The sequence below is a fragment of the Flavobacterium sp. PL11 genome (genome assembly GCF_035985025.1).
In the GTDB taxonomy this organism is placed as follows: Bacteria; Bacteroidota; Bacteroidia; order Flavobacteriales; family Flavobacteriaceae; genus Flavobacterium.
This window is the reverse complement of the sequence record NZ_JAXCIA010000007.1, coordinates 103,546-126,938: the sequence shown is the minus strand read 5'-3', so window position 1 is coordinate 126,938 and position 23,393 is coordinate 103,546. Positions and strand designations below refer to the sequence as shown.

Genomic DNA, 23,393 nt, shown 5'->3' with positions numbered 1-23,393 from the left:
ACTATTATAAATTGTTATTCTTATCTATTAACTTAATAATTGTCTGTACAGATCCTGCAGAAGTGAATGTGTCTTGTGGAGCATTAACAACATAATCAACTAATTGCTCAACCGATGAAACAGCGACATGCATTCTTGTATCAGATGAGGCGTAATAAATAAATACGGTACCGTCCTTATCTTCAATCCATCCATTGGAGAACAAAACATTAGATACATCTCCAATTCTCTCTTCATGTTCAGGAGCCATAAAATGTCCCGCTGGAATATGTGTAACTTGTGTTATATTATGCAAATCAGTCATAAACATATATAAAGTGTAACGAAGTCCAGCAGCTGTATTTCGTACTCCATGCGCAAGATGCAACCAACCTTTCGAGGTTTTGATAGGAGCTGGTCCTAAACCATTTTTAAGTTCATAAATAGTATGATACTGCTTACTGAAAATAATTTTCTCATCCTTAACGATAGGATTAGTCATATCCTGTACATAACCTAAACCTATTCCACCGCCATTTCCTACGTCTATAAATCCATCTTGTGGCCTTGTATATAACGCATATTTTCCGCTTACAAATTCAGGATGTAGCACCACATTTCTTTGCTGTCCTGTTCTAGATATTAAATCAGGTAAGCGCTCCCAATTGATTAAATCTTTAGTTCGTACTATTCCAGCATTTGCAATAGCGGTACTCGTATCCCCTTTAGCAGCAAATGGATCTTTTCTTTCTGTACAAAAAATGCCATAAATCCATCCATCTTCATGTTGTATTAAACGCATGTCATATACATTTGTATCTGGTTCTTCCGTTTGCGGAATGACGCATGGTTTATCCCAAAACTTAAAATTGTCTATTCCATTTGGGCTTTCCGCTATTGCAAAAAATGATTTTCTGTCAATTCCTTCAACTCGTACTACTATTAGGTAGTTGTCATTCCACTTCAATGCTCCAGCGTTAAAAGCGGCATTAATGCCAATTCTCTCTTGGAAAAAAGAATTAGTATGTTCATTAAAATCAAAACGCCAATTCAAAGGAATGTGTTCAGCGGTAACTACAGGGTTATTATAGCGTTTGTAAATTCCATTTCCTACGTTTTGTTTTGGAGCATTTTTTTGCTCGATTAGCATATCGTGCTCTCTCTGTAGTGCTACTTTTCTATCGTGAAAAATAGTCGTTTTTAGCATTGTTGTCATATCGATGATTTCTAGATATTTATTATGATTTATAAGACTTGGTTTCTTCTTTCATTTAAGTCCTTTTCAATAACTTGTAATTTTTCTTCTGTTAAAGGATAGAAAAGTATAAATAACACAGACAAAACTGCAGCTATTGCAGGTAAAATGCTTAGCATCAGTTGGATTCCGTTTTGTGTAAAAGCGCTTTGTTCCACATTAGCCTGAAATCCATAATAAGCTAAAAGCCATCCAGTTCCAGCACCACCTATTGTCCAGCCAAATTTTTGAGACATCGACGAAGCAGAGAATACTAACCCAGTAGCTCTGCGGCCTTGTTTCCACTCTGAATAATCAGCACTATCAGCATACATAGACCATATTAGTGGGAAAATACTTCCGGCACAAATGCTTATTAATACTTGGAAAGTCATAATAAGCATCACCTCTTCTTTACCAAAGAAATAGAACACAACACTTAGAATTGCTGCAATAGTCATAGCACCAAAAAAGATTTTCTTTTTGCCAAATCTATTGGCCAATGGAGTTGCAATAATAACTCCTATGATATTAGCGGCTTGACCTAAAACAAGATAAATGGAAGTAGGAGTCATATTAAAATCACTTCCAAAAAGAGCAAAATTAAAATTGACGGTGTTACTCACATAGTATTTAAAATAATATATAGCCGCACCATCTCTAATAGAATTAAATATTAAAGCAGCTATTCCTGCTCCAAGTAAAATCCACCAAGGCTTATTAGCCCATAAATCTTTAATATCCTGTTTTAAATCATTTTTTTCGTTTTCGATAGGCTTAACGCGCTCACGAGTAAAAAAGAAACATCCCCAAAAGAAGATCGTTGTAATTACCCCAAAAACCATGATCGCTGACAACCAGCCCGTTTTAGATGTTAAGCTTCCGCCAAAATAAGTAACCAGTGGCTCTAAAAGCCATAAGGCTATTAAGCTTCCGCCGAAAGCAAAAACCATTCGGTATGAGGACAGCGTATTTCTCTCTCTTCTATCGGATGACATCACCCCTAATAATGAGGCATAAGGAACATTGATTAAAGAGTAAATCATCATCATCAATGAATACGTAATGTAAGCGTAAATGATTTTGCCTTTTTGATCAAAATCAGGCGTATAGAAAGTTAGCACGCCAATAACCGCAAATGGAATAGCAGTCCATAATAAATAAGGTCTAAACTTTCCCCATCTCGTCTTAGTTCTATCAGCAATAATACCTACAATAGGATCAAAACAAGAATCCCAGATACGTGTAATTAAAAACATCGTTCCTACCACGGCAGGAGCTAAACCAAAAACATCGGTATAAAAAAATAAAAGATACATACTGAATATCTTCCAAAACATAGAGGAAGCTGCATCTCCAAGGCCGTAGCCAATTTTTTCTTTTAAAGTAATTTTGTCCTGCATTATTTTATTATTTGGTTATTGGGTTGTTATTTTCAATTTTTAAAAGATTTTTATAATGTGCTATAAATTTTATCAGTTCCTGAAACTATCAAATGCAATTCTTTATAACTCGATATTATACTTTCGATTAATTTTTACTATCAATTTATTTTTTGATACTTTAATGTGATTAATGAAATTATTTAAGTATAAAATCTTAGATTGTCAAAGATAAGAGGATGATTGTTTTTTGATTAATATTAATTTATCAATTATGTATCATATTATTGCATACTATACACCCAATCATAGATTTTACTTATAAATGACAAATTCTCAAAATTTTTACCGCGAAATAGCACCACTTTCCGCTGAAGACAGTTTTTTAGTATTTGATAGAGTTAAAAACCGCTTTGATTTTCCTATTCATTATCACCCTGAATTTGAGATTAATTTTATATTTAATGGTAAAGGGGCAAAACGTATTGTAGGAGATCACATCTAGGAAATTGGAGAAATTGAGTTGGTTTTAGTAGGGCCAAATTTGTACCATGGGTGGCAACTACATAAATGTGAAAGCGAGAAAATTCATGAAATCACCATTCAATTTCATAATGATTTGTTTCCTGATACTTTATTGACAAGACGAATTATGGCGCCTATCAAAGAAATGTTTGATCGCTCGATACATGGTATATTATTTTCAGAAAAGACATCTCATGAATTGATGCCAAGATTAGCAAAATTATCAAAATTAGATAGTATTGATTATTTTTTAGAAATCACATCGATATTATTTGATATGGCTGTTTCCACTGATCAACAAAAATTGTCTACTTATACTGTTGATTACGATACCTTTAAGGATTATGACAAAATGAAAATTGTATATGACTATGTACAAGAAAATTATGCCGAAAAAATCACATTAGAAGCCATTTCTAAAGTGGTAAATATGTCCAGTATTTCATTTAATAGATTCATCAAGAAGCGCACGGGCAAAACTTTAGTAAATTATTTAAACGACATTAGAATAGGGTATGCTGCTCGCTGGTTAGTAGAAAATGATATGACAATATCTGAAGCTGCTTACAAATCAGGCTTTAACAATATTGCTAATTTCAATAGAAAATTTAAAACGTTTAAAAAATGTACGCCTAGTCAGTATAAGGAGGGATTCTTTGGGATGAAACGTATATTATAAGTTGTTTTTGCAAACCATAAATTTTGTACTTAATAGTTTCATAATTGTTATCTTTTTAGAACAGTTTTTTTAAAACCTACGCAATCAAAATTTTCAAGAATATAGTGTCACTTTTAATATTGAAAACTACTAAATATTGTATCCTAAGTTGTCCTTCCTTCTTATCATTTATTATCCTGATCCGCATGAATTGCTAAAAATTAATCACGCTTCAATTATAGGTGATCGTAAATTGGTCGAAAGACTCAGCTGTAGGAGTTAAACCATTAAAACTACATTACAATCTCTAAAATAAAAACCGATACTATTTCCTTGTTTTACGGTTTCCCGTAAAGTAATTAAATCAATTGTATATAGATTTGTTGATAATTAGCGATATCTATGTATAAATATCGTGTTAAATTGATTTTTATTTTATAGGTTTATCAAGTAAATAACTATCTAAAATATTATGGTAATAGGTTGGAACGAAATAAAAGATCGCGCACTTCAATTTTCAAAGGAATGGAAAGATACTACAAATGAAGAGGCCGATGCAAAGTCATTTTTAGATGCGTTTTTTGACGTATTTGGAATTACTCGTAAAAAAATAGGCACATTTGAGCACCGTGTAAAAAAGCTGTCTAATACTGATGGTTATATTGATTTGCTCTGGAAGGGAACTATTTTGATCGAAATGAAAAGTCGCGGCAAAAATCTTGACAGAGCTTTTCAACAAGCCCTTGATTATACCCATGGATTAAAACAAAATGAACTTCCCAAATATGTTTTAGTTAGTGATTTTTACATTTTTAGATTATACGATACCGAGGAACAAACTACTGTAGAATTTACGTTAGATGAATTAGTAAAAAATGTTCAACATTTTGGCTATTTGTTAGGCTACCAAAAAAAGACTTTTAAAGAACAAGATCCTGCTAATATTAAAGCAGCGGAGTTAATGGGAAAACTGCACGACCGATTAGAAGAAATTGGGTATCAAGGACATCCTTTAGAAGTGTATTTAGTTAGAATCTTATTTTGTTTGTTTGCTGAGGATACCACGATATTTGAAAAACAGCAATTTCAAGATTTTATCGAAAACAGAACAGCCGAAGATGGAAGTGATTTGGCTTCTAAAATTCAAGAATTATTTCAGGTTTTAAATACTCCCAAAGACAAGCGCTTCAAAAATTTAGATGAGCAACTTAATGATTTCCCGTATGTAAACGGGAAATTATATGAGGAAATTTTACCCATGGCGAGTTTTGACAGTAAAATGCGCAAAGCCCTGCTAGACTGTTGCTATATTGACTGGAGTAAAATATCGCCCGCTATTTTTGGCTCTATGTTTCAAAGTGTGATGAATCCTAAAGAAAGACGCAATTTAGGAGCACATTACACTAGTGAAAGCAATATTTTAAAACTAATTAAGCCTTTGTTTCTTGATGAACTTTGGGGAGAATTTGAAAGCGTAAAAGGCAACAAAAACAAACTACCTGAATTTCATAAAAAGCTAAGCCAACTTAAATTCCTAGATCCAGCCTGTGGTTGTGGCAACTTCTTAGTTATAACATACAGAGAATTACGCTTATTAGAATTAGAAGTTTTAAGAGCGACTTATAACTCTGGGCAAGGAGTATTGGATATTAGTGATATTATTTGGCTAGATGTTGATATGATGTATGGTATTGAATACGAAGAGTTTCCAGCTCGTATTGCCGAAGTTGCCATGTGGTTGATTGACCACCAAATGAACATGATGATTAGCAATGAGTTTGGACAATATTTTGCACGTTTACCATTGAAAAAATCAGCTAAAATTGTGCATGGAGATGCTTTAGAAGTAAATTGGGAAGAAGTAATTACTAAAGATAACCTTTCCTATATAATTGGAAATCCACCATTCATTGGATCAAAAATCATGACTCAATTCCAAAGGAATCAAATTATTAAAGAATTTGATAACAGTAAAGGCTGTGGTGTTTTAGATTATGTTTCGGGATGGTATATCAAAGCGGCAAAATACATTCAGAATACCAAGATAAAAGTAGCTTTTGTTTCTACTAACTCAATAGTTCAAGGTGAACAAACTAGTGTTTTGTGGGGACAAATGATGAATAGATTTAATATAAAAATACATTATGCACACAGAACTTTTAAATGGAGTAATGAAGCCAAAGGCAATGCAGCCGTTTATTGTGTAATTGTTGGTTTTGCCAATTTCGATTCAAATAACAAACGAATTTTTGAATATGAGGATATAAAAGGTGTAGCGCATGAAATAAAAGTTAAGAACATTAATCCGTATTTAGTTGATGCTAAAGACATATTTATTGAGAAAAGGAGAAAACCAATTTGTAATGTTCCACAAATTGCTTTTGGAAATATGCCTAATGATGGAGGGAATTTTTTTATAATAGAAAATGATTTAGAACAAATAGAATTAAGCGAACCTAGATCAATTCATTATATAAAACCTTTTATTGGAGCACATGAATTTCTTAATGGTCAAAAGAAATATTGTTTTTGGTTTAAAAATGCAAACCCAAATGATTGGATATTAATGCCGTTAGCTCTTCAAAAAGTGAAAGCTATAGAAAAATTGAGAGCAAACAGTTCGAGAGAAGCTACCAGAAAATTAGCTCTATTTCCTTCTTTATTTGGAGAAATCAGACAGCCAAATACTAATTATATTTTGATACCAAGGCATTCATCTGAAAATAGAAGATATATTCCATTTGGTTATCTCTCCAAAGATAATATTGTTGGAGATACTTGTTTGTCTGTAGAAAATGTTACTTTATATCACTTTGGAATTCTTCATTCTTTAATGCACTTTGTTTGGTTAAAAACCACTTGTGGCAGGATAAAAAGTGATTTTAGATATTCAAACGAAATAGTGTACAATAATTATCCATGGCCAGAAAATCCAAGTGATAAACAAATTAAAACGATTGAAGAAAAAGCACAAAATGTATTAGATGTGAGAGCATCATTTCCAACGAGTTCTTTAGCTGATTTATACAGTCCATTGACAATGCCTCCTGCATTAGTAAAAGCGCATAATGAGTTAGACAAAGCAGTTGATGCAGCGTACAGCAAACAAGCATTTACAAGTGAAGCCAAACGGATGGAATTTTTATTTGAGTTGTATGAGAAATATACGGCTGGGTTGTTTGTGAAGGAGAAAAAAGGGAAGAAGTCCAAAAGTGAATAAAGCGATTAAATTTAAAAAATCATAGAAGGATGAAGTTGTAATTTATTATTAGCTGCGCTACAGTGGTTTAATAATAGTTTAGATCATTTCTTTTAAAAAAAAAGTAAGGTAAATAGAATGCAGTCCATTAATTAGATTATCAAAAAATAATGTGCAAAGTTTATAATACAATAGGATCATTAACGGCGGTTAAATCATATTTGCATCAGCATAAGATCAATCAATTTAAATCACTGAAAGAGGTTATAAATTTCCAAAAAAACTATACTAATTCACGGCAAAAACTATTTTTAGATCATACACTTTTAATAAATCAAGAAAGGCTCATACTAAATGATGAAATATCCGTATTAAAGATTTCAATTGCAAATAGAAAAAGTGAAGTAGAACAAAAGCTCAAATTAGATCTGGAGCAACTGAAGCGAAAAGTAGAGGAAATACCTCGTGATAACACCAATTATTTTAACATAACTTATAATTATTTTAAGAAAATTCATTTTCTAATTAAGCTACAAGTAAATGAAAAGTTTCTGAGTTACAATGTTCACAATTCAGTTAAAAATGCAGTTAATAATTTAAAAAGAAAGAGCACTCGCTATCAATATATCGAATCAAACTTTAATGATGCAGTCACTAGTAGTTGCTTATTAGAGATAGAAGAACATGATCGCATAAAAAAAGTAATTGATGAGATTAATCCTTTTATAGCTGGTGCGCTAGGCGAGCATAAGGTGGTAAAAGAATTAAAAAAATTATCTGATGATTTTATTCTTATCAATGACTTTCAGTGTTCCTTTAAACCTGCTATTTATGATCGTAAGCAAAAAAAATATCTTAAATCGGTTCAAATAGATCATATATTAGTTGCGCCGTCGGGAGTTTTTCTAATAGAAACCAAGAATTGGAGTCAGAAATCTCTAGCTAATTTGAGTTTGCGTTCCCCAGTAGAACAAATTAAAAGAGCTAATTTTGCATTGTTTAGCATATTAAGCGGTAATTTAAGCAAAAATAAATTAAAGCTTAATAAACATCATTGGGGAGAACGAAAAATACCAATAAGAAATCTTATTGTATTAATCAATCATAAACCATTAGAAGAATTTCAAGCAGTAAAAATCACAACTTTAAAAGAATTATTAAATTACGTCTCGTTTTTTAGCCCTTGTTTTTCAATTGAAGAAACAAAAATGATTGCTGATTATTTACGCAATTATAAAAATTAGATGTAATCCTATACTTTTTAGTAAATACACATTCCAAATAGTTGCAATTATGAAAGTTAAGATATAGAGATTTTATTTTGACTATAAAATGATAACATTGGTTGTTGTCGATTTACTAATTGCAGTCAGTTTTTATTATCAAACGGAGGGTAAAATATATTTATTTTAACACAAAACAATTTTATTATTTGATTTTGAGGTAAAATTGGTTTTGCAAGGGTAAAATTATTTTTAAGAGTCAATTAAGAGGTAATTTTAATTTAAATATAAAAAAAACGGGAGAAGTTTGTGCAAATAGAAATAAATGAGAAACATATATATTCAGTAAATATCTGTAAGGCTTTTGTAGGGTTTTTAGAGTCTTTCTAAGCTTAAATAGAGAATATTAATCCTTTGGTCAAAATTTGCGAATTTTTTTTCACAGATGAAACGGAGGTTTACAATATAATAATCAAATAATTAATACTAAATTCCAGTACGATTTAGATAAAAAAAAGACGCTCATTGTTTTGCAATGGCGTCATTTTTTTGTGGAGTCGCCGAGAATCGAACTCGGGTCCAAACAAGCAACTAAAAAGCTTTCTACACGTTTATTTCCTGATTAGATTTTCGATAGTGTGCTAGGCCAGAAACAGCCACACGCTACTTATCTTCTTAATTTCGAAATCCACCCGAAGCTCATAGAAATCTAGGTTTATTTTTACGGTTCTCCTAAATTGACCGCCACAAACCAAGGCTTTCAAGGAGAATCCAGCTTTCCTATCTGATAGGAACGTGGCTTAATCGTACTATAATTCGGATTATGCAGCTAAAGCGTAGTTATTTTCGCCGTGTAAAATGATAAGATCTTATATTTACGAGCAAGGTCTCAATGCTCGACGTGCTTACTGATCAATTCGACTTGCTGTCAAAACCAGTCGACCCCTTTTTTCAAAACCTATTTCGATTTTGAGATTGCAAATATACAGTATTAAATGTAAAGGTCTGTATAATATTAACTAATAACAAGAAAACATTTTTGCTTATTTTTAAACATATAAGTCATATAAGTTTTTACTATGGACTATGATTATGCTAAGAAAATAATATTACATTAAAATCATATCAATTATCTAATAAAGTCTTTATACGAGAAAAAAAGATTACCGTATAAAGCAACAATAAAGTCTTTACAAATGGTTATTAAAAAAATTACTCATCAAGAAAACTTAAAGCAAATCCCTGATGTACTAAAAACTCAAGGCAACTATATTGAACAAATAACTAAAACTCTAATCAACAAAACCTTAATAGTTTAAAATTCGAATTTTATAAAAGTGTTATTGAACTACTATTAGCAAAATAATCTACAAAAAACTGTTAAAATCAGTGAAATCTGTGGCAACTTTTTTATTTAAAATACTAGTCAACACTCTCAACAACGCCATAAACTTACTTACAAACACAATTTATTTGTACAATTATCTACAATACAAATCTATGAAAATCTGTGAAATCAGTGGTCACTTTTTTAATTTAAATCTGTGGCCACTTTTTTATTTAAACAATAGTGAACCAATCTCAACAACCCGTAAAATTGGTTACAACAAAATTTATCAAAAAAATAAATCTGTGTAAATCCCTGTTTCAAGATTAATTATTTATTTATTCATCCTTAACCCTAAACGGATAATCACCAAAAAGACGCGCTAATTTTCGAACATCGTAGGTTTTTCTTGTAAATTTATTAGAAAGCGCAATTATTGTCACCCCTTCTTTTGGTAGCGTGATATAAGAAGAAGTATTTCCATGCCACCAGCCATTGTGAAAATAGAAATTTTGACCCGTTTCCCAATTTACCATTCGAATCCCTAATCCATAATTTTTTGTCCCTTTTCGCTCATTGCTATACGGTTTATAAACTAAAGCTTTTAATTCTTTGGTAAGGAAACTATTGTTGTTTCTAGCTCGATCAAACTTTAATAAATCCCTGGGCGTTGAGTAAATATTTTTGTCACCATAAACAGCATCTAAATAATCAATACCTATTTCTACCTTATTAGCCTTGTAGGAAGTAACAGCAGTATCTTTATCACGTTCGTACATAAATACATAGGTGTTTTTCATTCCTAATGGCTCAAAAATAATTTGCTTCATTGCTTTTTCAAATGATAGTTTGGTAATCTTTTCAACTACTAAAGCAAGCATCGCATAGTTAGTATTACAGTAGCTAAAACGCGTATTTGGCTTAAATTCTAGACCAATATCTTTTGTGGCCATAATGGTCAAAATATCCTGATTAGTCAGCACTTTTTTTCGATCCCAAACGGTTTTATCACGATCAGTAAAATACGCATAATTTCGCATTCCACTGCGGTGATTGAGTAAGGTTTCAATTGTAATATCTGGGTAAGGAAATTCTTTAAGAATAGTATTTACTTTCTGATCTAGTGTGATTCTTTTTGCATTCACAAGTTTTAAAATGGCCGTAGCGGTAAGCACTTTACCAACAGATGCAATATGTATAGGAGTTGATTTAGTAATTAAAGTTTTAGTTCTGATATTAGAATAACCTTCATATTTTTCATATATAATTTGGCCATTCTGCGCTACTAAGAAACTTCCATTGGCGCTATGATTGGGCCAATTTTTATTGTAAAAAGAGTCAATCTCATTTTTTTTTATATTTATATATTCAGCTGTAAGTTTCTTTTCTACTTTACCTAAAGGCTTCATCTTGGGCAAAGTGTTCTTTGGAAGTTCGCTATCTGCTAATTCAATTTTCTTCTTCTCTTTTGCGCAGGAATTCAAAATTAAAAATAGGAGGGAGATATATAGTATATTTGTGTTTTTTGTAAAAGTCATTTCTGAGGTGCTAGATTCACAAATATATAGAATCAAAATGCTTTGATTCATTATTTTTTTTAACCTTAACACTATTTTATCAGTAGTTAGATTACGCTTTTCCTGTATTATTATGTGAATCAGTTGATAAAAATTTAATTTGTCATTAGAAATAAATTGAACTTTATATATTTTGTTATATTTTTAACAAAAGACTTTCACGATGTTATAAATTATTAATTTTAAAGTACTTATTACCTATGAAATTTGGAATTTTAAAAGAACGCAAAAATCCACCAGATCGAAGAGTTGTTTTTTCACCCAGTGAAATTACTATGTTAAAGCAAAAATACCGAGATGTGTCTGTCAAAGTAGAACACTCAGATATTAGGATTTTTGGAGATTCCCAGTATAAAAATCTGGGAATTGATGTTGTAGATGATTTATCGGACTGTGATATATTATTTGGTGTCAAAGAAGTTCCTGTTGAATATCTAATCCCAAATAAGTCGTATTTCTTTTTTTCGCACACCATAAAGAAGCAACCATACAATAGAAAGTTATTACAAGCTATCTTAGAAAAGAATATAGATTTATACGATTATGAAACAATAGTTGACGCTGACAATCGTCGGCTAATTGGTTTTGGTAGATATGCTGGAATTGTGGGAGCATATAACGGAATTCGTGCATTCGGAATAAAATTTGAATTATTCAAATTACCAAAAGCAGAAACACTTTCGGGTAAAGAGGCACTAATTACGCATTTAAAACGATTAGTTTTACCACCATTAAAATTTGTAATCACAGGAACGGGTAAAGTGGGAAATGGAGCTAAAGAAGTTTTGGATGCGATAAAAATAAAAGAAGTTTCAGCTGAAAATTATTTGACAAAAAAATACGATCAAGCTGTTTACACACAAATCGATGTTTTAGAATATAACAAACGTAAAGACGGACAAATATTGGATTTTACTGATTTTTATCAAAATCCAAAAGAATATATCTCTGATTTTGAAAAGTTCACAAAGGTAACTGATATCTATATTACTGGACATTTTTACGGCACCGATGCACCTACAATTCTAACTCAAGAAATGCTAAAAGCTAGCGATTGTAATATAAAAGTAGTTGCTGATATATCCTGTGATGTCAATGGTCCTATTGCTTGTACGTTGAGATCATCTACTATTGCGGATCCTCTTTATGGCTATTTACCTGATGAAAATAAAGAAGTAGATCTTTTTCATCCCGCAGCAATTGTGGTAATGGCTGTTGATAATTTACCTTGTGAATTGCCAAAAGATGCCAGTGACGGCTTTGGTGAAATGTTTTTACAACATGTGATCCCAGCCTTTTTTAATAATGATAAAGATGGAATTTTACATAGAGCTAAGATCACTGAAAAAGGAAAGCTTACTCCACGATTTAGTTATCTACAAGAATTTGTAGATGGGCATTAAACTTTTTATGAAGTATATCAAACCTGTAGCATGAGTTGCAGGTTTTTTTTATTGTGTTAATATCTGTTTTCTTATGTTTTCAGTTCTGAATACTTATTCTCGAAAATAAAATAATTAACACGCAAAAGCGTAAAGGTATATTATTTCAGTAATTTTTTAACGACTTTGCGACTTTGCGATTTTGTATGGCATATTAAAAAATTGTCAAATAACTTAAATTAACATTAAAAACTAATAAATGGAACAGGTTACAAGTTTTTAAAAATCCTTTATCTGATAACTGTATATTAAAAATTACAAATCTCTTAACAGCACATAATTTCAGTCCTCATCTTAAAAGCTTAATTTTGTATAAACGATGAAAATGATCATGATGGCAAAAAACATTCCTATTTCGATACTAGAGTTAGCGGTAATTTCTCAGGGTAGTAATGCGCAAGAAACCTTCGAGAAAACAAAAGAACTGGCACAACTTGCTGATAATTTAGGTTATAAAAGATTCTGGCTGGCAGAACATCATAATATGGCGCACGTGGCAAGCACCGCAACGGTGGTTCTCATTGGTTATATTGCAAGCCAAACTAAAACGATACGCGTGGGTTCTGGAGGTATTATGTTACCCAATCACGCTCCTTTGATTGTTGCAGAGCAATTTGGAACGCTCGAAATTTTATATCCTAATCGCATTGATTTAGGTTTAGGTAGAGCGCCAGGAACTGATGGATTGACTGCTCAAGCAATTCGTAAAGATTTTTATGAGCAATCGCAGCGTTTTCCGCAAAATGTAGAGTCGCTGCAAAATTTTTTCTCAACTGATAATGCTGTTGCAAATGTGCGAGCTTTCCCTGCCGAAGGCACAAATGTTCCTATTTGGATTTTAGGATCGAGTATGGATAGTGCGGCATTGGCTGCAGCCAATGGATTACCGTATGCTTTTGCAGGACATTTTGCACCAAAACAGATGGTTCAGGCTTTTGAATATTACCGCGATAATTTTGAACCATCAAAATATTTAGAAAAACCAAAAACAATGGCTTGTGTAAACGCTGTTGTTGCTGATACTAATGAAAAAGCCGAAATATTATCTACAAGTTTAACCCAAATGTTTTTGAACTTGATTAGAAATGATAGAAAAGCATTGCAACCACCACTTGATTCAATGGACGATTTAATGACCGAACAAGAACATTTTCACGTCAACCAAATGACAGCCTGCTCTTTTATAGGAAGTAAAAGTAAAGTGGAATCAGAGCTGAAACAATTTATTAATTATACGCAAGTTGATGAACTGATGGTTACCAGTCCTATTTATAACCATATCGATAAATTGAAAAGTTTTCAATTATTAAAAGAAGTGGTTGATTCAATGCAAATAGAAAGTAGAGATACAGTATTTCAAAATAACTAATTCAAAAAACTTATAAAGTGTTTGTAAAGAAATAGCAGTTTTAATTAAATCATTTCTCTAAAATTTGATTTTTATTGTAATTTTGGATTTTAAACACAAACACTTTTTGAGAACTTCAATTTTTAAGTCTGTCCCTAATGCAAAGCTGTTTAAGCAACAGCTTTTATTTTGGTCACAGCAATATCGCGAAATTATATATTTAGATAGTAATGATTATCCTCAAGTTTATTCCAGCTATGACTGTGTTCTTGCAGTGGATGCTTTTACTTCGATAAAAACAGATTTTCATAACGCCTTTGAGGACCTAAAACAATACCAGCAAACCAGTAATGACTGGCTTTTTGGTTATTTATCTTATGATCTAAAAAACAGTACTGAATCATTATCTTCTAAAAATTTTGACGGGCTTGAATTTCCTGATTTATTCTTTTTTCAGCCTAAAAAAATATTTTTATTGAAGGGAAACCAACTCGAAATTAAATATCTTAATTTTTGTGATGATGAGGTAGAAGCTGATTTTGAAGAAATAGAGCAAATTTCTAATTTAGAAAATAGCAAGGAAGAAAAACTGAACATTCAGCAGCGCATTTCTAAGAAAGATTATATCAGTAAAGTGTCAAAAGCACTAGAACATATTCACAGAGGTGATATTTATGAACTTAATTTTTGTATGGAATTTTTTGCAGAAAATTCAACTATAAATCCTTTTGAAAAATTCAGTTTACTTAACGACATTTCTCAACCTCCATTTGCTACTTTTTTCAAGAATAACAATAACTTTTTACTGTCAGCGACTCCTGAGCGGTATTTAAGAAAAGACGGAGAGCGTGTAATTTCGCAACCAATTAAAGGTACCGCTAAACGATTTGCAGATCCGCTTGAGGATTTGAACTCTAAAAATCAATTGGCTTTAGATCCAAAAGAACGTTCTGAAAACATCATGATCACAGATCTTGTGCGCAATGATTTATCAAAAACAGCACAAAAAGGTAGCGTTGAAGTAACTGAATTATGCGGCGTTTATTCGTTTTTACAAGTGCACCAAATGATCACTACAATTACATCAAAGCTAGATTGTCAATTTGCTGCTGTTGATGTGATCAAAACTACTTTTCCTATGGGAAGTATGACTGGCGCACCAAAAATTGCTGCTATGAAAATAATTGAGGAACTTGAAGAAACTAAGCGTGGACTATATAGTGGAGTAACAGGTTATTTCACACCTGATGGCGACTTCGATTTTAATGTGGTTATTAGGAGTATTTTATACAATCAAGAAAAAAAATATGTTTCATTTTCAGTGGGAAGTGCAATCACTTCACTCTCTATTCCAGAAAAGGAATACGAAGAATGCCTGCTAAAAGCAAAAGCAATGCGGGAAGTTTTGGGAGATTTAGCGTAGTAATTGTAAATATTGAAAATTACATACAAAGTACACAAATTTAGACAGATTTTAGATTGGCATTATTACTAAAAACCGTTTATTTTCATTGTTAGAAATCTTAATTAACGTGATGAGTTTAATGGTTTAAAAAATGTAATTTTTATATAACCGGCATTACTTCAAATCTGCGAGAGGGATTGAAGATAATTGTTGCGTTTCATATCGCAAGTCTTAGCTTAAATTAAAATGAATTAATTAAATTTGGCGATGCTACAAAAATTCCAAGATCATTTACTTAATAATTTTCAGTTTTTAAATAATAAAAAGCTACTTCTTGCCACCAGTGGAGGAATTGATAGCATGGTTATGGTTCATTTATTTCAGCAATTAAACTATAAAATAGCTATTGCACATTGTAATTTTCAACTCCGTGGGGTAGAAAGTTTTGAAGATCAAAATTTTATTCAGGATTATGCTGCGGCTAATAATGTTGCTGTTTTTATCACACAATTTGATACAGTTGCTTTTGCTGACGACTACAAGCTATCTACACAAGTGGCGGCTAGAGAGCTACGTTATAATTGGTTTTATGAACTACTTGATACAAAAAAATACGACTATATAGTAACTGCACATCATGCGGATGATAATTTAGAAACCTTTCTTATTAATCTCTCTCGTGGAACGGGTTTAGATGGATTAACTGGTATACCAGAACAAAACGAAAAAATAATTCGTCCGCTTTTAGAATTTAGCCAACAAGAAATAGAAAATTATGCGGCAATAAATACTATTCAGTGGCGAGAAGATAGCAGTAATGCTTCCGATAAATATTTACGAAATAAAATTCGCCATCACCTGATCCCGATTTTTAAAGAAATAAATCCAAATTTCCTCTCCTCATTTCAAAAAACACAAAACTATTTGCAAGAAGCCGCTGATATGGTCGAAGATGCAACGATAATGATCTATCAGCAAGTTGCAAAACAAGAAGAGGAAAACATCAAATTTGATCTTAAACAATTAAAAAAATTGCCAAATTATAAGTCGTATTTGTATCGTTGGCTTCATGAATTTGGATTTACAGCGTGGAATGATATTTATGATTTGGTAAATAATCAATCAGGAAAGCAAGTTTTCTCTTCAGAATTTCGATTATTAAAAGATAGAGAATTTTTAATTTTATCGCCTTTGGATCTTGAAAAAAAAATACAAGAGTATTTTATTGAAAAGGATCAAAAAGTAGTTAATATTCCCTTAAAACTATCATTTCACAATGTCGCTGCACTAAGTTCGGTCTCAAATAAAACTATCTTTGTCGATTCTAATAAATTGCAGTTTCCATTAACTTTGCGGTCGTGGAACAAAGGCGATCAATTTCAACCTTTTGGGATGAATGGGAAATCAAAAAAGATTAGTAAACTTTTTAAAGATGAAAAATTATCACTTTTAGATAAAGAAAACACTTGGCTTTTATGTTCGAATAATACAATTGTTTGGATCGTTGGTCTGAGACAAGATGAGCGATTTAAAATTGAAAACACAACTAGAAATATACTTAAAATACAATTAGAAGAATGAAGAAATTACTGTTTATACTGATCGCTTTTTTGGCTTTTGCCAATGTAAATTCGCAAATTTTAGATCCTGCAAAGTGGACAAGCAAAATTGAAAAAAAATCAGAAACAAATTATGTTTTAGTATTTGATGCAGTTATTGAAAAAGATTGGCACCTATATTCTCAATTTACTCCTGATGGTGGACCATTACCGCTAGAAATTGAATTTAAAAATCAAAAAGGAAACTATACTTTAGTGGGTAAAGCTAAAGAAAGTAAAACCAGAACAGCCTTCAACGATATATTTGAAGTTAATGAAACCTTTTTTGAAAATAAAGCACAAATCCGTCAGGAAATTGTCATTACAAACGTAAAACTTACAGAAATTAAAGTAGATTTTAATTTTCAGGTTTGTAAGGAGGTTTGTATTAATGTGGAGAAAAATTTTACTTTTAAAATCCCTGCAATCGCCAGCAACACAGCGGTGGCAACTACTACAATTAGTGATGTTATTCCTCTTGATACAGTTACCGTAGTGGCTCCAGCAACAACGTTAAATGAAACACCAATAATAGAAACCACACCAAAAGAAGTAGCTACCACTGATTCTAAAACAACGGAGCAAAGAGGGTTATGGTCCATTTTCTTTATCGCATTTTTATCAGGATTTGCAGCATTGCTGACGCCTTGTGTGTTTCCAATGATTCCTATGACGGTTAGTTTTTTTACTAAACAAAGTAAAACAAAAGCTAAAGGAATAAGCAACGCAATTATCTATGGCGTTTCTATTATATTTATTTATGTCGTTTTAGGACTTTTAGTAACATGGATTTTTGGTGCTGATGCGCTCAATGCCTTATCGACAAATGTGTGGTTTAATGTTATTTTCTTTTTAATTTTAGTAACATTTGCAGTTTCATTTCTTGGAGCATTTGAAATTATGTTGCCAAATTCTTGGGCTAATAAAGTAGATAGTCAAGCCGATAGAGGCGGAATAATCGGTATTTTATTTATGGCTTTGGCTCTGGCTATTGTATCTTTTTCATGTACAGGTCCTATCGTGGGAACTTTATTAGTCGAAGCTGCCTCTAAAGGTGGAATCGCACCAGTTGTAGGTATGTTTGGCTTTTCATTGGCATTAGCCTTACCATTTATGTTATTTGCAATGTTCCCAGGTTGGTTAAATTCATTACCAAAATCAGGCGGATGGTTAAATACAGTAAAAGTTGTTTTAGGATTTTTAGAATTAGCGTTGGCATTTAAATTTTTATCGAATGCAGATTTAGTTTTACAATTGCATTATTTAGAAAGAGAAGTTTTCTTGGCCATTTGGATTGCAATTTTTGGAACATTAGCACTTTATTTGTTTGGGAAAATCACTTTACCGCATGATAGTCCTATGACTCATATTTCTGTAGGTCGATTGTCGTTTGGACTAGTAGTTTTAGCATTTACTATCTATATGATTCCAGGACTTTGGGGAGCACCATTAAAAATAATTTCTGGTTTTCCACCACCAATGACGTACAGCGAAAGCCCGTATGGAGTAGGAAATTCAAAAGGAGGATCAAACTCAGCTGCTCAAGTTTTACCAGAGGGAGCACATTTAGGTCCGCATGATCTAATTGCTTTTGAAGATTATGATAAAGGTGTGGCTTACGCTAAATCAGTAAATAAACCTATTTTACTTGATTTTACAGGATATGCTTGTGTCAATTGTAGAAAAATGGAGGATTATGTATGGTCAGATCCAGCTGTTTTGAAAATTTTGCAAGATGAAGTAGTATTGATTTCATTATATGTAGATTCTAAAGAGGAATTACCTAAAAATGAGCAATATATTTCTAAGGAAACAGGTAAGGAAATCACTAGTGTAGGAAATAAATGGAGTGACTTTCAAATCACCAGATACAAAGCCAATGCGCAACCTTATTATATTGTTTTAGATACTGAAGGCACAATGTTGTCCAACAAACCAGAAAGTTACAACTCAAATATTGACGAATACAAAGCTTGGCTGAGAGAAGGAATTGATCGCTTCAAAAAAGGAGAATAATAATACCTACTTACGTTTTATTTTTATAAAAATTGCACTAATTTACACAAATTTATGTGTGAAAATTAGTGCAATTTTCGTTTAAAGTCAAAATTATTAATGGGCATAAAACTTTAATTGGAAAAAATAAAAGGCACAATAAATAAACTTTTAAAATTTACAAATCCATAAAGTCCATTAAGTTTTGGCAGTGCTTAATTTTGTTTAATATTCTTAATGGTTTAAAAAAAATGGTTTGCATTTTAAATTGATAAATATTACAAAAGCAATCACTTTTTCAAAAACTCTTATCTATTCAATAGTTTTCTCAATATAATCCGAATTCAATAGATATAAAGCACCCATATATCGAATGGTAAAAGATACTAAATCCCCAATTTTATAAGTCTTTTTAGAATTTGAAATATCAATTACAAGCATATCAGAACTAGCGTCGACAATAGTAATATCTGCATCATCCGAAGCAAGATATTGTGGTTGCATATCTAGCAAACCAATATCTAGTATTGCTCTTAGAGAAGTAATTCCTAAGTCGGTGACATCATTCATAGAAAACGAATTTCCTGCAACATTTTCTCCTAATTCACCTGTTGGCGTTTTTGGTTTTTCAGTAATTTCAATGATTTCAGCAAATAGTTTAAAAACATCATTGTGCATTCCCTCAATAGTATCACCAGTGAACAAATCTTTACCAAAAAATAGCGCTTCGCCAATTCTAAAATGGTTAACCGCCATAGGTCGAGCATTTTTTAAAATCAACGGAATTGCAACTGAAGTTCCACCAGATACATACGGAATACTGATATTAAACTTGGCTTCAATTAATTGTTTGTATAAACTTAGTTGTATTAACTTGTCCTGCGTGGGCATAACGCCACTCAAACAATTCAAATTGGTACCAATTCCTGAAATTTCTATATTGGGCATTTTTAAAATGTCACCATAAAAAGCGATTAATTCCTCACCCATCACGCCTTCACGAAGATCACCCATTTCAATCATAATAATGACCTTATGCGTCTTGTTTTGTTTTACGGCTTCGTCAGATAAAAGTTGGATTGTATAAATTTCAGTATTAAAACTGATGTCTGCATATCGCACAATGCTTTCAATACTGCGTTTTGCTGGAGGTTTTATATACACCGTTTGAATATCCGGATCTAGCGCTTTTACTTTTTTAAGATTACTCACTCTAGAATCATGTATTTCTCGAACCCCTAATGCAATAATTTCTTGTAAATATATTTTATTACCACAAAGAAGTTTTGAAACTACGCCCCACTCTATATTTCTAGATTTAAAAATGTGGTCTAAAAAGGCATAATTTTCTTCAAGTTTTTTTCTATATAATTTTATAAAAGCCATTATTCTATAATTTTTCTTGGAATCGCCGTAGAAATTCGAGTTAATAATTCGTAATTAAGCTGGTCACTAAAATCACTAAAAGACGCCACAGTAATTGACAGTTCTTTTTGTATTCCTATTAATACCACTTCATCATTTTGCTTTGCTAAATCAATATCAGTAACATCAACGGTCATCATATTCATATTTACTGATCCTATTACAACACAGCGTTGTCCATGAATAAGGACGCGACCTTGATTGCTTAGTGATCTACTATAACCATGGCTGTAGCCAATGGGAACCGTAGCGATTTTCGTCATTCGCTTAGCCATAAAGCTTGTTCCATAACCAATAAAATCTCCAGTATGTACAGCTTTTATACTCATGATTTTACTTTTCCAACTAATAACACGTTGCAATGGATCGATTATATTTTTTTGAGAATGTAAATAAGTGATAAAAACCTCTGGACTTGGCCATAAGCCATATTGGATAATTCCCACTCGAATTAAATCCATCCTGGTCTCTGGAAACATGATTGATGCCGCTGAACATGCAGTATGTCTAATTTCAGGTATTAAATCATTTTGGCAAAATTGCTGGTAGATTCCCTCAAAATTCTTTATCTGGTTGCTAACGCGATCGTGATTTGAAATGCTTTCTGCGCCAGCATAATGCGTACAAAGTCCTTTAAAATTTAATTGATTAATCTGTTTTTTTACAATAGCAATTACCTCATTTACTTCATTTATATCAAAGCCAGTTCGATTCATTCCAGTTTCAACTTCAATATGAATTACTGCTTTTAAAGCTAATTTTTTTGCTATTTTAACAGCCTGTGATAATCGATTTTTATCGAAAACAAAGAATTCTATATTGTTTTGAATAACCCATTCCATCTCATCATCTTGCACTAATCCCATCACTAATATTGTCACTTGATCTTGCAATGTTTTTTTAATTTCTTTAGCTTCTTGCACATCAAAAACGGAAAAATGATTTACACCACATTGAAATGCCATAAGAACAAATTGGGCTATGCCATGTCCGTAAGCATTACCTTTTACTACCGAAGAAAAAATCACTTTATCGCCAAAAGTATTTTTAATAAATTGAAGATTATTTTGATATGCTGAGCGATTTAACTCAATTACTGAATTGCTATGCATTTGTTAATTCTTTACTGATTTGGTAAAACATTTTTACTCCAGTGCCAATAATTTCATCGGGAAAATCATAATCAGGATTGTGCAACGCAGCTGTGTTTAGTCCTGCACCTAATCCAAACATAGCACCAGAATAGTGTTGTGTAAACAAGCCAAAATCTTCTCCCCAAGTAAATGGTGTTTCTTTTTCTACTACTTCAAAATGATTTTTTTTTGCTACTTTCCTTATAATTTCTGCCGCTGTGTCACTATTACTATTAGCTTTAAAATTTTGAACCCAATTAATTTTACTATTCAAATCGTATTTATTTGCTATTGATTTTGCTACATTTTCTAAAGTAGCTTCTATAATTTCCATTTGTGCATTGCTATCGCTGCGAACAGTAAAATGAATTTCGCCAGCACCTGCAGAAACGCCATAGGCTTTACTGCCCATATTAATATAAATAGGAGTAATTAAACAATAATTTTCCTGACTTAGATCACTTTGAATCAAAGCGTTAAATTCCTTAATAATTTCTGCGATTGCTAGTGCAGGATTTATTCCATTTTCGGGCTCGCCTGCGTGAGCAGTTTTACCTTCTAATTTTATGATAATACTATGTACCGCACAAGTGAAAGTATTGTTCTTAACTACAATTTGATGCATCTTATAACTTGGTAAATTATGAAGTGCAAAAACGTAATCAGGTTGTAAATGTTTAAAATTTGGATCTAAAAAAACGCTTTGAGCACCTGATCCATCTTCCTCAGCGGGTTGGAATAATAAAATTACGGTACCCTGTTCCAATTTATTTTTATGCAATTCAGTTGCTAAACCACAAAGAATAGCGATATGCCCATCATGGCCACACTTATGTGAAACGCTTTTATTTTTAGATTTATGCCTAAAAGTATTTATTTCTTGAATTGGTAAAGCATCTAACTCGCAACGAAAAAGAACAGTATTTCCTGTTTTTTGACCTTTATAAATGGCAGCAAAACCTGTCATTCCTAAACTCGGAATTAGTTTATCAGGCGAATAATTTTCAAGAAAAGATAGAATGCGTTTTCGGGTTTCAAATTCCTTACCACTAAGCTCGGGATATTGATGCAGTTCTTTACGTAGCTCAATAAGCTCTTTTAAGATTTCCATGTATGTCTATTTTATGAGACGCATTTCTAAATACTTGTTCGTAAAACCTAATTTTTCATATAATTTTTTTGCAGGATTATCAGGCTCTACATGCAGCGCAATATTTCCCTCAGCGATTGAAATAGCTTTTTCCATCAATTTCTTTCCATATCCTTTTCCGCGATGACTGCTATCCACAGCTATATACACTAAAATATTTTCAGGAATAAAATCTTTCATCCCGGTATTATTTAATATCACAACGCCTACAATTTTTTGTTCATCGATTCCCAAAATAATATTTCCTCCTTTTAAAGGATTCATTACATAATTCATACATTTTGTAATGTCGGCAATAGTATCGCCGTATTGCTCTAAATGAGCGTATAGAAATAACGCTATAGCTTCACTAGTATATGTTTTGTCTTCTCCTGTGCTATCATTTATTTGTTTAAAATCCATTTTGTAGTTGTTAATTATTATAAATTATTACAGGCATTCCTTATTCTTCTTGATTGTATTTATTATTCAATAGCTTACAATAGTTCTTAATAAAAATTTTAGGAAATGAATATAAACGATACAGTAAACTACAATTAAAAGATAAGGATTTCTGTTTAAATTTTATTTTCGTAAAAGAAATTCCTTAATAAGATTCAGGCTTTAAAAACTAAAAGCAAAATAATTTTGAATCTAAAATGCGATTTAGCAAAGATAGCTTATAAATGAACAAAAATCCATTCGAAAGCTCTATTTTATGATTTTAAGATAAATTTTTGAACATTTAATTTGTAATAAACGCAATTATTTAGTTAATTAAAAGTTTGGTATACAGTAATTTATATAAAATCAG

At 31.8% G+C, this 23,393-nt stretch carries 16 protein-coding genes and 1 other RNA gene; 9 read left to right on the top strand and 8 right to left on the bottom strand.

Annotated elements, in window-relative coordinates; translation table 11 throughout:
- Nucleotides 1-4 precede the first annotated feature (4 nt).
- Together RCH18_RS05840 and RCH18_RS05835 are read right to left on the bottom strand one after the other, a co-directional pair.
- Nucleotides 5-1,195: a glycoside hydrolase family 130 protein gene (locus tag RCH18_RS05840; protein ID WP_326935815.1), complete on the bottom strand. Its 1,191-nt coding sequence runs from the start codon at nt 1,193-1,195 to the stop codon at nt 5-7.
- Nucleotides 1,196-1,224: 29 nt separating this feature from the next.
- Nucleotides 1,225-2,616 (bottom strand): MFS transporter, encoded by a 1,392-nt coding sequence (locus RCH18_RS05835; protein WP_326935814.1) that lies wholly within the window; start codon nt 2,614-2,616, stop codon nt 1,225-1,227.
- Between the two features lie 304 nt (nt 2,617-2,920).
- On the opposite strand from RCH18_RS05835, the gene RCH18_RS05830 reads away from it, so the two are divergent.
- The 4 genes from RCH18_RS05830 to RCH18_RS05815 all read left to right on the top strand — a co-directional run bounded on the left by RCH18_RS05830 (nt 2,921) and on the right by RCH18_RS05815 (nt 8,221).
- Entirely contained in the window at nt 2,921-3,100 is a 180-nt protein-coding gene (locus tag RCH18_RS05830) for a hypothetical protein (protein ID WP_326935813.1), read from the top strand.
- 39 nt (nt 3,101-3,139) lie between these two features.
- Nucleotides 3,140-3,799, top strand: a complete 660-nt coding sequence (locus RCH18_RS05825) for a helix-turn-helix domain-containing protein (RefSeq protein ID WP_326935812.1) — start codon at nt 3,140-3,142, stop codon at nt 3,797-3,799.
- Nucleotides 3,800-4,250: 451 nt separating this feature from the next.
- Nucleotides 4,251-6,998, top strand: coding sequence for a class I SAM-dependent DNA methyltransferase (locus RCH18_RS05820; RefSeq protein WP_326935811.1), 2,748 nt, complete (start codon nt 4,251-4,253; stop codon nt 6,996-6,998).
- A 149-nt stretch (nt 6,999-7,147) separates the two neighbouring features.
- Complete coding sequence (locus tag RCH18_RS05815) at nt 7,148-8,221, top strand: nuclease-related domain-containing protein (protein WP_326935810.1); 1,074 nt, start codon at nt 7,148-7,150, stop codon at nt 8,219-8,221.
- A 528-nt stretch (nt 8,222-8,749) separates the two neighbouring features.
- Here the strand turns inward: RCH18_RS05815 and ssrA are convergent.
- Together ssrA and RCH18_RS05805 are read right to left on the bottom strand one after the other, a co-directional pair.
- Nucleotides 8,750-9,146: a transfer-messenger RNA gene (gene ssrA, locus RCH18_RS05810) on the bottom strand.
- A gap of 719 nt (nt 9,147-9,865) precedes the next feature.
- A complete protein-coding gene (locus tag RCH18_RS05805) occupies nt 9,866-11,065 on the bottom strand; it encodes a serine hydrolase domain-containing protein (protein ID WP_326935809.1) in 1,200 nt (399 codons plus the stop codon).
- Nucleotides 11,066-11,304: 239 nt separating this feature from the next.
- Here RCH18_RS05805 and RCH18_RS05800 point away from each other — a divergent pair, with 239 nt between their 5' ends.
- The 5 genes from RCH18_RS05800 to RCH18_RS05780 all read left to right on the top strand — a co-directional run bounded on the left by RCH18_RS05800 (nt 11,305) and on the right by RCH18_RS05780 (nt 18,913).
- Nucleotides 11,305-12,507, top strand: coding sequence for an NAD(P)-dependent oxidoreductase (locus RCH18_RS05800; protein WP_326935808.1), 1,203 nt, complete (start codon nt 11,305-11,307; stop codon nt 12,505-12,507).
- A gap of 373 nt (nt 12,508-12,880) precedes the next feature.
- Nucleotides 12,881-13,915, top strand: a complete 1,035-nt coding sequence (locus RCH18_RS05795; protein ID WP_326935807.1) for an LLM class flavin-dependent oxidoreductase — start codon at nt 12,881-12,883, stop codon at nt 13,913-13,915.
- Between the two features lie 106 nt (nt 13,916-14,021).
- Nucleotides 14,022-15,317, top strand: coding sequence for an anthranilate synthase component I family protein (locus RCH18_RS05790; RefSeq protein WP_326935806.1), 1,296 nt, complete (start codon nt 14,022-14,024; stop codon nt 15,315-15,317).
- 249 nt (nt 15,318-15,566) lie between these two features.
- Nucleotides 15,567-16,880: a tRNA lysidine(34) synthetase TilS gene (tilS, locus tag RCH18_RS05785; protein WP_326935805.1), complete on the top strand. Its 1,314-nt coding sequence runs from the start codon at nt 15,567-15,569 to the stop codon at nt 16,878-16,880.
- Nucleotides 16,877-18,913, top strand: coding sequence for a protein-disulfide reductase DsbD family protein (locus tag RCH18_RS05780; RefSeq protein WP_326935804.1), 2,037 nt, complete (start codon nt 16,877-16,879; stop codon nt 18,911-18,913). Before tilS ends, RCH18_RS05780 begins: the two co-directional genes overlap by 4 nt.
- 291 nt (nt 18,914-19,204) lie before the next feature.
- Here the strand turns inward: RCH18_RS05780 and RCH18_RS05775 are convergent, their stop codons facing one another.
- The 4 genes from RCH18_RS05775 to RCH18_RS05760 are packed head-to-tail and all read right to left on the bottom strand — an operon-like array spanning nt 19,205 to nt 23,002.
- Complete coding sequence (locus tag RCH18_RS05775; RefSeq protein WP_326935803.1) at nt 19,205-20,278, bottom strand: alanine/ornithine racemase family PLP-dependent enzyme; 1,074 nt, start codon at nt 20,276-20,278, stop codon at nt 19,205-19,207.
- Nucleotides 20,278-21,429 (bottom strand): alanine racemase, encoded by a 1,152-nt coding sequence (gene alr, locus RCH18_RS05770; protein WP_326935802.1) that lies wholly within the window; start codon nt 21,427-21,429, stop codon nt 20,278-20,280. Before alr ends, RCH18_RS05775 begins: the two co-directional genes overlap by 1 nt.
- Entirely contained in the window at nt 21,422-22,561 is a 1,140-nt protein-coding gene (locus tag RCH18_RS05765) for an amidohydrolase (protein WP_326935801.1), read from the bottom strand. The genes alr and RCH18_RS05765 overlap by 8 nt, the downstream gene beginning before the upstream one ends.
- Nucleotides 22,562-22,567: 6 nt before the next feature.
- A complete protein-coding gene (locus RCH18_RS05760) occupies nt 22,568-23,002 on the bottom strand; it encodes a GNAT family N-acetyltransferase (protein ID WP_326935800.1) in 435 nt (144 codons plus the stop codon).
- Nucleotides 23,003-23,393 lie beyond the last annotated feature (391 nt).